The following is an 11,402-nucleotide window of genomic DNA, read 5'->3' on the forward strand; positions in this document are numbered from 1 at the left end:
GGTTTTTCACCTCAATCTTGTTGTTATCGACCCCGGTTTTCCCGGTGGTGTGCTGTACGTGGTGAACGCAGGCAATAGCTATGCCAGCCGCTCTGTAATCGGCTTGGCGAGGAGGTGGAAGGGGCGCCGCCGTCAGCCTCGGCGGCGTGTTTCACGAGCCGGCGCGACCGCTCCGGGAAAGAGCGGTCGCGGCCGGTCCGGGGTCCTACTAGAAGAAGCCCAGCGGATTGATGTCGTAGCTCACCAGCAGGTTCTTGGTCTGCTGGTAGTGGTCGAGCATCATCTTGTGCGTCTCGCGACCGACGCCGGACTTCTTGTAGCCGCCGAACGCGGCGTGGGCCGGGTACAGGTGGTAGCAGTTGGTCCACACGCGACCGGCCTTGATCCCGCGGCCCATGCGGTAGGCGCGGTTGATGTCGCGGGTCCAGAGGCCGGCGCCGAGGCCGTACTCGGTGTCGTTGGCGATGGCCAGGGCCTCGGCTTCGTCCTTGAAGGTGGTGACGCCGACCACCGGGCCGAAGATTTCCTCCTGGAACACGCGCATCTTGTTGTGTCCCTTGAGCAGGGTCGGCTGGATGTAGTAGCCGCTGGCCAGGTTGCCTTCGAGCTTCTCGACGCTGCCGCCGGTGAGCACTTCGGCGCCTTCCTGCTGGGCGATGTCGAGGTAGGAGAGGATCTTCTCGTACTGCTGCTGGGAAGCCTGGGCGCCGACCATGGTCTCGGTGTCCAGCGGGTCGCCGCGCTTGATCGCCCTGACCTTTTTCAGCACCTCCTCCATGAACGCCGGGTAGATCGACTCCTGGACCAGCGCGCGGGACGGGCAGGTGCACACCTCGCCCTGGTTGAAGAAGGCCAGCACCAGGCCCTCGGCGGCCTTCTCGATGAACGCCGGCTCGGCCTGCATGATGTCTTCGAAATAGATGTTCGGGCTCTTGCCGCCCAGCTCGACGGTGGAGGGAATGATGTTCTCCGCCGCACACTTGAGGATGTGCGAGCCGACCGGGGTGGAACCGGTGAAGGCGATCTTGGCGATGCGCTTGCTGGTGGCCAGGGCCTCGCCGGCCTCCCTGCCGAAGCCCTGGACGACGTTGAGCACGCCCGGCGGCAGCAGGTCGCCGATGAGTTCCAGCAGCACGCAGATGCCCAGCGGGGTCTGCTCGGCCGGCTTGAGCACCACGCAGTTGCCGGCGGCCAGCGCCGGGGCCAGCTTCCAGGCGGCCATCAGCAGCGGGAAGTTCCACGGGATAATCTGCCCGACCACGCCCAAGGGCTCGTGGATGTGGTAGGCCACGGTGCTGTCGTTGATCTCGGCGGCGGAGCCTTCCTGGGCGCGGATGCAGCCGGCGAAGTAGCGGAAGTGGTCGGCGGCCAGGGGGATGTCGGCGTTGAGGGTCTCGCGCACGGCCTTGCCGTTGTCCCAGGTCTCGGTGACGGCGAGCAGTTCCAGGTTCTGCTCGATGCGGTCGGCGATCTTCAGCAGGATGTTCGAACGCTCCTGCACCGAGGTGCGGCCCCAGGCCTCGGCGGCGGCGTGGGCGGCGTCGAGGGCCTTGTCGATGTCCTCGGCGGTGGAACGGGGGAACTCGGCGATCGGCTGGCCGTTCACCGGCGAGGTGTTGGTGAAGTACTGGCCCTTGACCGGAGGCACGAACTCGCCGCCGATGTAGTTGCCGTAGCGGGCCTTGAAGGAAACGATGGCGCCTTCGCTACCGGGATGGGCGTAACGCATGATGGTATCTCCTGGCTCTTGTGCTTATTAGGGGAGGACGCGCTGTCGCGCTTGTCGTAAGCCTGGAGCAAGGGCCGGGCCAGAGTGGCGAAAGGCTCGAAGTAGAGCGTCCTGGAGGTTTCGCAGGGGGGCTTGCGAACGCTCCCTGTCACGCGGGCGGGACGCTCGTGAGTGACACTCTGTACCGTTTTCGGCGCAGCGCATGACTCATCGGTCAGTCCGTCGTTGCATTGCGCCCCGGCCTGTTGGATGCTGCACCGATAGCCGTCCGGAGAGTCGCGGACCGATCCACCGCGCCCAGGCAAGAGACGGCCCGTCCCTCGCGGAGAACCATAACAATGCCTGCCAGTTCCATGAGCCGCCACGCGCGGCAAGTGCTGACCGTCGCCCAGGGCAAGATCCCGCCGGGCGGCCCTGCGACCGATCCGTCCATCGCCCGCTCCTGGCTGCGCTGCCTGGAACAGCACCATCTCGATCCCGGCCAGCCGATGGCGCCGATGGTGCTGGAGCACGCGCGCATGCTCGAACGCCGCGAGCGCCTGCAACAGGTGCTGGAGATCGCCGATGGCGAGATGCACAGCCTCTACCAGCAGCTTTCCGGCAACGACCACGCGGTACTGCTCACCGATGCCCGCGGGGTGATCCTCAATTGCGTCAACGCCGACGCCCAGCGCCAGACCTTCGAACACGCCGGCCTCTGGCTCGGCGCCGACTGGAGCGAGCCCTGCGAAGGCACCAACGGCATCGGCACCTGCGTGGTCGAGCGGCAGGCCCTGACCATCCAGCAGGAAGAGCACTTCCGTAGCCGCCACACCGGCCTGACCTGCTCGGCGAGCCCGGTGTTCGATCCGCAGGGCGAGCTGATGGCGGTGCTCGACGTGTCTTCGGCGCGCCAGGAAGTCTCGCGGCAGAGCCAGTTCCACACCATGGCGCTGGTCAACCTGTCGGCGAAGATCATCGAGGGCTGCTATTTCCTCCGTCGCTTCGAGGGCTCCTGGCTGCTGCGCTTCCATGTCCAGGGCGACTATGTCGGCCTGTTCAGCGAAGGGCTGCTGGCCTTCGAGGAAGACGGGCGGATCCGCGCGGTGAACCAGAGCGCGCTGAACCTGCTCGGTTGTCCGCGCCAGCGCCTGCTCGGCCAGCCGGTGGAGACCTTCTTCGATTGCCGTCTCGACGACCTGCTCGGTCGCGCCTCGCCGCAACCCAGCGCCAGCTGGCCGCTGCGCACCCGCGAGGGACGGACCCTGTACGCCATGCTGCGCGGCGCGCCGCGGGTGATACCCCAGGGCCTGGCGGTGCCCACGGCAGCGAAGCCGGCGCCTGCCGCGCCCGGCCTGTGCCTGGGCGACGCCGAGCTGGCCGCCGATTTCCGCCGGGCGCTGAAGGTCTACGCGCGCGACGTGCCGCTGCTGCTCAACGGCGAGACCGGTTCCGGCAAGGAGGCCTTCGCCAAGGCCGTGCACCTGGCCGGCCCGCGCGCGGAACAGGCGTTCGTCGCGCTGAACTGCGCGGCGATCCCGGAAACCCTGATCGAGAGCGAACTGTTCGGTTATCGCGGCGGCAGCTTCACCGGCGCGCGCAAGGAGGGCATGCGCGGCAAGTTGCAGCAGGCTGACGGCGGCACCCTGTTCCTCGACGAGATCGGCGACATGCCGCTGGCCTTGCAGACCCGCCTGCTGCGGGTGCTGGAAGAGCGTCGGGTAGTACCGCTGGGCGGCGAGCCAGAGGATGTCGACGTGCGCCTGATCAGCGCTACCCACCGCGACCTGGCCGAGCTGGTCGCCGATGGACGCTTCCGCGAGGATCTCTACTACCGCCTCAATGGCATGGTCGTGAGCCTGCCGCCGCTGCGCGAGCGCAGCGACCGCGAGGAGCTGCTGGACTACCTGCTGGCCGAGGAAGCCAGGGGCCAGCGCATCCAGCTCGACGGCGAGGTTCGCCAGGGCCTGCTGGCCTACCGCTGGCCGGGCAACGTCCGGCAGATGCGCACGGTGCTACGGACCCTGGTGGCACTCTGCGAGGACGGCCGGGTCGGCCTGCGCGACCTGCCCGCGGATATCCGCCAGGCCCTGGCGGCGCTGCCGCCCGCCGCAGCGGCGCCCGCCCCGGCCGCGGGCAACAGCCTGGACGACGCCGAGCGAGCCGCGTTGCTGGCGGCGCTGGACGGCCAGCGCTGGCACGTGAGCCGGGTGGCCGAGCAACTGGGGATCAGCCGCAACACCCTGTATCGCAAGCTGCGCCGGCACGGCCTGGTGCGCGGCCAGGCCTGACGGGCGGGACGTCTCCAGGCGGGCCGCCGCGAGGCCGGCGGGAACCCCGCCGACGCCGCGTCGTCTGATGCCGCGACGCCGGGCGGCCGGCGCCTCCGCTGTGCTAATCTGCCGCCCATTCACAGCGCCTTCGACGGCTTGATCTGCAGGAGTCTGCATGCACATCCACGTACTCGGCATCTGCGGGACCTTCATGGGCTCGCTGGCCGTGCTGGCCAAGGAACTGGGCCACCGGGTGACCGGTTCCGACGCCAACGTCTACCCCCCCATGAGCACCCAACTGCAAGCCCAGGGCATCGAGCTGATGCAGGGCTACGATCCGGCCCACCTGGAGCCGGCGCCGGACCTGGTAGTGATCGGCAACGCCCTGTCGCGCGGCAATCCGGCGGTGGAGCATGTCCTGAACAAGGGCCTGCCCTACGTTTCCGGCCCGCAGTGGCTGGCCGACCACGTGCTGCAAGGACGCTGGGTGCTGGCGGTGGCCGGTACCCACGGCAAGACCACCACCACCAGCATGCTCGCCTGGGTTCTGGAGCACGCCGGCATGAGCCCGGGCTTCCTGATCGGCGGGGTGCCGCAGAACTTCGGGGTTTCGGCGCGCCTGGGCGGTACGCCGTTCTTCGTCGTCGAGGCCGACGAGTACGACAGCGCCTTCTTCGACAAGCGCTCGAAGTTCGTTCATTACCGCCCGCGCACGGCGATCCTGAACAACCTGGAATTCGACCACGCGGATATCTTCCCCGACCTCGCGGCCATCGAGCGGCAGTTCCACCATCTGGTGCGCACCGTGCCGGGCGAGGGCCTGATCATTCGCCCGAGCGCCGAGAAAGCCCTGGAGCGCGTACTCGGGATGGGCTGCTGGACCCCGGTGCAGACCACCGGCGAAGGCGGCCAGTGGCAGGCGCGCCTGCTCGCCGAGGACGGCTCGCGCTTCGAGGTCCTGTTCGACGGCATCGTCCAGGGCGAGGTGGACTGGCCGCTGACCGGCCTGCACAACGTCGCCAACGCCCTCGCCAGCCTGGCGGCGGCGCGCCATGTCGGCGTGATGCCCAGCCAGGGCGCGGCGGCGCTCAGCGAGTTCCGCAACGTCAAGCGGCGCATGGAGAAGGTCGCGGAGGTCCGGGGCGTGACCCTCTACGACGACTTCGCCCACCATCCGACCGCCATCGCCACCACCCTCGACGGCCTGCGCAAGCAGGTTGGCGCCGATACCCAGGTGATCGCCATCGTCGAGCCGCGTTCCAACTCGATGAAGCTCGGCGCTCATCGCGACGGCCTGCCGGACAGCGTGCGCCAGGCCGACCAGGTGCTCTGGTACGCGCCGCCGAACCTGGGCTGGGACCTGGCCGCCACCGCCGCGCAATGCGCGATACCGTCGCAGGTCTGCGATACCCTGGAGGCGATCATCGAGCAGGTGCGCCAGCAGGCCAGGCCCGGCGCGCAAGTGGTGATCATGAGCAACGGCGGCTTCGGCGGCTTGCACGGCAAGCTGGCCGCGGCGCTGGCCGAGTGAGGGGCGCGATGAGCGGTCCGGAACGCATTACCCTGGCGATGACCGGCGCCTCCGGCGCCCAGTACGGCCTGCGCTTGCTCGATTGCCTGGTGCAGGAAGAGCGCGAGGTGCACTTCCTGATCTCCAAGGCCGCGCAACTGGTGATGGCCACCGAGACCGACGTGGCCCTGCCGGCCAAGCCGCAGGCGATGCAGGCCTTCCTCACCGAATATTGCGGTGCCGCCGCCGGACAGATCCGCGTGTTCGGCCAGAACGACTGGATGGCGCCGCCGGCCTCCGGCTCCAGCGCGCCCAATGCCATGGTGATCTGCCCTTGTTCCACCGGCACCCTGTCGGCGGTCGCCACGGGGGCCTGCAACAACCTCATCGAGCGCGCCGCCGATGTCGCCCTGAAGGAGCGCCGGCCGCTGGTGCTGGTGCCGCGCGAGGCGCCGTTCTCCAGTATCCACCTGGAAAACATGCTCAAGCTGTCCAACCTCGGCGCGGTGATCCTGCCGGCGGCGCCGGGCTTCTACCACCAGCCGCAATCGGTGGAGGACCTGGTGGACTTCGTCGTCGCGCGAATCCTCAACACCCTGGGGATTCCCCAGGACATGCTGCCGCGCTGGGGGGAACAGCACCTTGTCAGCGACGAGTAGGGTGCTGCTACTGGTCCTGGCGGTGCAGTTGGGCGGTTGCGCCACCGTGCGCACCCTGGATGCGGCCAAGCCAGGGGCGCCGGTGGTCTACGCCGGCACCCGGCTGGACTGGTACAGCCTGCACGGCGGCTGCTGCCCGATGGAACGCTTCGGCGCGGAGGCGCCGGCCCATCCGGGGCTCGACCTGCCGGGCAGCGCGCTGCTGGACACCCTGTTGCTGCCGTTCTCGCTGGCCACCGCCATCGGCCTCAACCTCGGCGTCAGCGGCGGCATGTAGGGCGGGACCCGCCCGCGGCTCATTTCCCCAGCTTGCGCAATTCGTCGGACTCGACGATGCGCACGCCCTTGCCTTCCTCCAGCGCCAGGCGCCAGAGCGCGCGGGCCAGGTCGCAGGCCTCGATGCCGTGGTACTTGCCGGGAAGGATGCGGGCGATCGGCGCGGCGAGGATCTCGGCCAGGCGGAATTCCTCGCGCGGGCCGAACAGCAGCGATGGCCGGGCGATGGTCAGCTGTGGCCAGCCCTGTTCCTGCAGGGCCTGCTCCAGTTCGCCCTTGACCCGGTTGTAGAAGATCGACGACTTGGCGTCGGCGCCCAGGGCGCTGACCACCAGGTAATGCCGGGCGCCCATCTCCAGCGCGCGCTTGCCCACCGCCAGCGGCAGGTCGAAATCGACCGCGCGGAAGGCCTCCTCCGAGCCGGCTTCCTTGATCGTGGTGCCGAGGCAGCAGAAGGCGGTATCGATGCTGCCGTTGAGTTGCGGCAGCAGCTCGGCCAGCGGGCCGACCGGGTTGTCCAGCCGCGGATGCTCGGCCAGCGCCTTGCGGGCAGGGGCGATGACCTTGGCCAGGGTCGGCTCGCTCAATATCCGATCCAACAGGTGCTCGCCGGTAAGACCGGTCGCGCCGGCGAGCAGAACGCGCTTGGGCGTCGAGTGCATGTGTGTTTCTCCCCTTCCACACCAATGAGCGTAGTGCGCGGCGTATCTATTTGCCCGCCGCGCCCTCGCCGGTTTTTCCTTCCCGGGACGCGAGCGCGCGCTCGGCTTGCTGCCCCCGCAGCGTCCGCCAGTGCGCGAGCACGCGTTCCGGTAACCAGGCTTGCGGTTCCGAAGCTTCGAAACCTTCCTCCTTCTCCCTTTGACGCACTTCCTCTTTCGCCAGTTCGAACGCTTTGGACAGATCGTCGGTGCGGTTCAGCGCATTGGCCAGCAAGGCGCGGCCGAAATAGGTGAAGTCGGCGTCGTCGGAACAGCCGAACGAGACCCGGTCGGCACGCGCGGCGGTCAGGATCAGGGTACGTTCGTCTTTCAGCGGCGGGATGAAGCCCCCGCTGTAGCAGGCCGATACCACCAGCACCTTGTCGCGCTGGCGCAGCGGCGCGAGCAGTTCGGCCAGTTCCGCGGCCGGCAGGTCGCCGAGGTTCAGGCCGGGCATGTCCAGGGCCAACTGGTGGTCGCTGGAGCCGTGGCTGGTCAGGTAGATGAAGACCAGGTCTTCCGGCCCGCTGCGTTCGGCCAGGGTGCGCACGGCGCGGGACAGGCTTTCCCGGGTAGCCAGCGGGCGGTCGCCGAAGTGGTCGCGGTGGTTGACCAGGCGAATCACGCCACGAGCGGCGAAACGCTGGCCGAGCAGGTCGCCGGCGTAATCGGCCTCGCGCAGGAACACGCCCTGGCGGCCATCGCCGCCCAGGCTCAGGGCATAGAGTTCGCTGGCCGGCGTCGAGGCCGGGATCTTGCGCAGTTCTTCGTCGAGCAGGCGACCCTGGGCCAACAGGCCGATTTCCAGGGTGTCGGGCAGGGCCTTGCCGGCGGCGTCGCGGATGCGCTTGCCGTCGGCCCAGAGTCCCTGCTCACGGCTGCCGCCGGCGCGGTCCAGGGTGCCTTGGCCGGCATAGGCGCCAGCGGCGAAGCCGCCTTCGTAGCGGGTGCCGTCCAGTTGTTCGAGCAGGCCCTGGCCATGGAAGCGCCAGAACTGGAAACCGCCGCGGTAGCGGCTGCCGTCGGCGCCGAGAAGCTCGCCGGGGCCGTTCAGCGCGCCTTCGCTGAAGCGGCCGATCCAGACATCGCCGCTGGCGCTTTCGTAGCGTCCCTGGCCATGGAACTGGTTGTCCTTGAACTGGCCGACGTAGCGGTCGCCATCGGGCCCGCTCCAGCGCCCCTTGCCGTTCAGTTGCCCGTCGCGGAAGGTACCGGCGTACTGGTGGCCCTGGCTGTCGCTGAAGCTGCCTTCACCTTCCAGGCGACCCTGGCGGAAGCTGCCCTGGTAGCGGCTGCCATCGCTGCCGTCCAGCGTGCCCTGGCCGCTGTACAGGCCCTTGCGGAAACCGCCGCGGTAGCGAGTGCCCTGTTGTTCCAGGCTGCCTTCGCCATCGAACAGGCCCTGGCGGAAGCCGCCCTGGTAGACACTGCCATCGGCCATCGCCAGGCGTCCCTGACCGTCGAACAGGCCGGCCGCGAAGCCACCGCTGTAGCGGCTGCCGTCGGCGCCTTGCCAGGTGCCATGGCCGTGCAGCAGGCCATGCTCGAAGCGGCCGGCGTACCAGGCGCCGTTGTCGTAGTCCAGCCGGCCCTGGCCTTCCAGGCGCCCGTCCACCAGCTCGCCGCGATAGCGCGCGCCGTCCGGCAGGCGCGCATCGGCCGGGAGCAGCGGTTCGCCCTCGCCGCAGGCGGCGAGCAGGATGACCAGGGCGGAGCAGAGCGAGAGAGACCTGGCGGGGCGAAGCATGCGGCGTTCCCGATGAGTGGTTCGGTCCGAGGGTGAAGGGGAGACAGTGTGGCGGAAAAATCGTTGCCTGGCAGTAGGGTATTTCCCTGCCGGCCCAGAGCGCCCCCGCGAGCGGGGGCTTTTGGAAGGGGGGAGAGGGGCGCGAAGGCGCCTGGCCGTCAAGCGAACGGCAGCGCTCGCTGGGGCGGGCTCAGACGAAGCAGAGGCTGAGGGTCTCGGCGATGTAGGCGGGTTTCTCCTGGCCTTCGATCTCCAGGGTGGCGCGCGCCTTGATCAGCCACTGGCCGGGATTCTTCTCGTTGACGTCGAGCAGGGTCAGGCCCAGGCGGACCCGCGAGCCGACCCGCACCGGCTGGATGAAGCGCACCGTATCGAGGCCGTAGTTGACCGCCATCTTCAGTCCTTCGGGAAGCACCAGCAGGCCTTCCATCAGCTTCGGGATCAGCGACAGGGACAGGAAACCGTGGGCGATGGTGCCGCCGAAGGGCGTCTTCGCCGCCTTCTCCGGATCGACGTGGATGAACTGGTGGTCGCCGGTGCATTCGGCGAACTGGTCGACCCGCTCCTGGTCGATGGTGAGCCATTCGGAATGGCCGAGATCCTTGCCGACATAGTCCTTGAGCGCTGCTACGGGTACGAATGGCATAAGTCCTCCGGGAGGATGGCTGTTGTTCTCATGGTGCAGGAAGATCAGCACGCGTTGGCGACCGGGTCAAGAAACCATCGGCCTGGCGAATATCGCGTCATGCGGTGCCGCGACTGCGACTGATGGATAGGCGAGGAGCGTGCCAATGTCCCGGCGGGCTGGGCATAATGGTCGGCCCTTGCTGGAGGTGCCCATGTTGCTTCGTGGTCTGACCTGGCTGGTGCTGTTCCAGTTGCTCGGCACAGGTCTGAACGTTCTGTTGTTGCCCATGCTGCCCGGTCCGATCATCGGCCTGGTGCTGCTGTTCGGTTATTTCCTGGCGCGTGGCGAGGTCGGCAAGCCGGTCAACGAGGCGGCCGGCTCGTTGCTGCGCTACCTGCCGCTGCTGCTGGTGCCGGCGGCGGTCGGGGTGATGGCCTATGCGCGGGAGATCGCCGCCGACTTCTGGGCCATCGTCGGCGCGCTGGTACTGTCGCTGCTGCTGTCGTTCCTGTTCGCCGGCTGGATGATGCAGAAGCTCATCGATCGCCAGCAACGTCGCCGGGAGGAGTCCTGATGGCCTGGCAGGCCGCCCTCGAGGCGGTGATCCACCATCCGCTGTTCGGCGTCGGCGTGACCCTGGGCGCCTACCAGTTGGCCCTGGCCGCCTATGAACGGACCCGCTGGGTGTTCCTGCAGCCGGTGCTGGTGTCGATGCTGGTGGTGATCGGCGTACTGCTGCTTTGCGGCATCGACTACGACGAATACAGTGCCAGCGCCAAGGTCCTGACCATTCTCCTCGGCCCCGCCACGGTGGCCCTGGCGGTGCCGCTGTTCCTCAACCTGCGGCGTATCCGCCAATTGTTCTGGCCGACCCTGCTGACCCTGGTGGTCGCCGGTACGCTGGCGACGGTGCTGGGCATCGCATTCGGCTGGTTGTTCGGTGCCGAGCCGCGGATGCTGATGAGCATGGCGCCGAAGTCGGTGACCTCGCCGATCGCCATGCTGGTGGCCAGCCAGATCGGCGGCGTGGCGGCGCTGGCCGCCGTGTTCGTACTGATCACCGGGGTACTCGGGGCGATCCTCGGGCCGGAGCTGCTGCGCGCCATCGGTGTCCGGCACCCCGCCGCGCAGGGCATGGCGCTGGGCATGACGGCCCACGCGGTGGGCACTTCGCGGGCCTTGCAGGAAGGCGAGGAGTGTGGTGCCTTCGCCGCCCTGGCGATGAGCCTGATGGGCGTTGCCACCGCAGTGCTGCTACCGTTGGCGGTAGCGCTGGTTGCCTGACGATGCCCGAGGAGTCGCGATGAAGTTGCCGTTGTTTCCCCTCAACGCCGTGCTGTTCCCCGGTTGCCGCCTGGACCTGCAGATCTTCGAGGCGCGCTACCTGGACATGATCAGCCGCTGCATGAAGCAGGGCACCGGTTTCGGCGTGGTGACCATCGGCGAAGGGCGGGAGGTCGGCGAAGCGCCGAGCCGCCTGGCGATGGTCGGCTGCGAGGCCTCGGTCCGCGACTGGCAGCAGCGCCCGAACGGCCTGCTGGGCATCCGCGTGGAGGGCGGTCGGCGTTTCCAGGTGCTGTCGGTGGAGGTCCAGGCCGACCAGCTCAGCGTTGGCGAGATCGAGTGGTTCGAAGACCTGCCGGAGCAACCCCTGACCTACGAACACAACGATCTCGCCGCGTTGCTCAGCGTGCTGGCCGAGCATCCGATGGTGGCCGCGCTGGAGATGGGCGGCGAGCCCGGCGGCCAGCAGGACCTGGCCAACCAGTTGGCCTACCTGCTGCCGTTCGATACCGAACGCAAGCTCGAACTGCTCGCCCTGCCCGACGCGCAGATGCAACTGGCGCGGATCCAGGTGCTGCTGGAGCACCTGCAGGGCGAGTTGGGTATCGACTGAACG

Annotated in this window: 11 protein-coding genes; 7 read left to right on the forward strand and 4 right to left on the reverse strand. The window is 68.4% G+C overall.

What is annotated here, in order from left to right; genetic code table 11:
- Nucleotides 1-208: 208 nt before the first annotated feature.
- Nucleotides 209-1,729 carry an acetaldehyde dehydrogenase ExaC gene (gene exaC, locus VQ065_RS04915; protein ID WP_014604028.1) on the reverse strand — a complete coding sequence of 507 codons (1,521 nt, stop codon included), beginning with the start codon at nucleotides 1,727-1,729 and terminating at the stop codon, nucleotides 209-211.
- 338 nt (nucleotides 1,730-2,067) lie between these two features.
- Between exaC and eatR the strand changes: the two genes are divergently transcribed.
- From eatR to VQ065_RS04935, 4 genes are all read left to right on the forward strand, one after another.
- Nucleotides 2,068-3,999, forward strand: coding sequence for a sigma-54-dependent transcriptional regulator EatR (gene eatR, locus VQ065_RS04920; RefSeq protein WP_023098447.1), 1,932 nt, complete (start codon nucleotides 2,068-2,070; stop codon nucleotides 3,997-3,999).
- A 157-nt stretch (nucleotides 4,000-4,156) separates the two neighbouring features.
- A complete protein-coding gene (gene mpl, locus VQ065_RS04925) occupies nucleotides 4,157-5,512 on the forward strand; it encodes a UDP-N-acetylmuramate:L-alanyl-gamma-D-glutamyl-meso-diaminopimelate ligase (protein ID WP_003093229.1) in 1,356 nt (451 codons plus the stop codon).
- Nucleotides 5,513-5,520: 8 nt separating this feature from the next.
- On the forward strand, nucleotides 5,521-6,150 hold the full coding sequence (gene ubiX / locus VQ065_RS04930) for a flavin prenyltransferase UbiX (protein ID WP_003093227.1): 630 nt from the start codon (nucleotides 5,521-5,523) through the stop codon (nucleotides 6,148-6,150).
- Nucleotides 6,134-6,427 (forward strand): YceK/YidQ family lipoprotein, encoded by a 294-nt coding sequence (locus tag VQ065_RS04935; protein WP_023094415.1) that lies wholly within the window; start codon nucleotides 6,134-6,136, stop codon nucleotides 6,425-6,427. The genes ubiX and VQ065_RS04935 overlap by 17 nt, the downstream gene beginning before the upstream one ends.
- A 19-nt stretch (nucleotides 6,428-6,446) precedes the next feature.
- On the opposite strand, the gene VQ065_RS04940 is transcribed toward VQ065_RS04935, so the two are convergent.
- From VQ065_RS04940 to VQ065_RS04950, 3 genes are all read right to left on the reverse strand, one after another.
- Complete coding sequence (locus VQ065_RS04940) at nucleotides 6,447-7,088, reverse strand: oxidoreductase (protein WP_003093223.1); 642 nt, start codon at nucleotides 7,086-7,088, stop codon at nucleotides 6,447-6,449.
- Nucleotides 7,089-7,134: 46 nt separating this feature from the next.
- Nucleotides 7,135-8,874 carry a C13 family peptidase gene (locus VQ065_RS04945; RefSeq protein ID WP_003093221.1) on the reverse strand — a complete coding sequence of 580 codons (1,740 nt, stop codon included), beginning with the start codon at nucleotides 8,872-8,874 and terminating at the stop codon, nucleotides 7,135-7,137.
- Between the two features lie 190 nt (nucleotides 8,875-9,064).
- Nucleotides 9,065-9,520, reverse strand: a complete 456-nt coding sequence (locus tag VQ065_RS04950) for a MaoC family dehydratase (protein WP_003093220.1) — start codon at nucleotides 9,518-9,520, stop codon at nucleotides 9,065-9,067.
- 193 nt (nucleotides 9,521-9,713) lie between these two features.
- Here VQ065_RS04950 and VQ065_RS04955 point away from each other — a divergent pair, with 193 nt between their 5' ends.
- From VQ065_RS04955 to VQ065_RS04965, 3 genes are read left to right on the forward strand one after another with little or no spacing between them, the layout of a single operon-like run.
- On the forward strand, nucleotides 9,714-10,076 hold the full coding sequence (locus VQ065_RS04955) for a CidA/LrgA family protein (protein ID WP_003093216.1): 363 nt from the start codon (nucleotides 9,714-9,716) through the stop codon (nucleotides 10,074-10,076).
- Nucleotides 10,076-10,786, forward strand: coding sequence for an LrgB family protein (locus VQ065_RS04960; protein ID WP_003093214.1), 711 nt, complete (start codon nucleotides 10,076-10,078; stop codon nucleotides 10,784-10,786). Before VQ065_RS04955 ends, VQ065_RS04960 begins: the two co-directional genes overlap by 1 nt.
- A gap of 19 nt (nucleotides 10,787-10,805) precedes the next feature.
- The gene (locus VQ065_RS04965; RefSeq protein WP_003093212.1) at nucleotides 10,806-11,399 is read left to right on the forward strand and encodes an LON peptidase substrate-binding domain-containing protein; all 594 of its coding nucleotides are present in this window, start codon (nucleotides 10,806-10,808) and stop codon (nucleotides 11,397-11,399) included.
- The last annotated feature ends 3 nt before the right edge of the window (nucleotides 11,400-11,402 follow it).

It is taken from the genome of Pseudomonas sp. KBN10P06128 (genome assembly GCF_037574945.1).
GTDB lineage: Bacteria > Pseudomonadota > Gammaproteobacteria > Pseudomonadales > Pseudomonadaceae > Pseudomonas > Pseudomonas aeruginosa.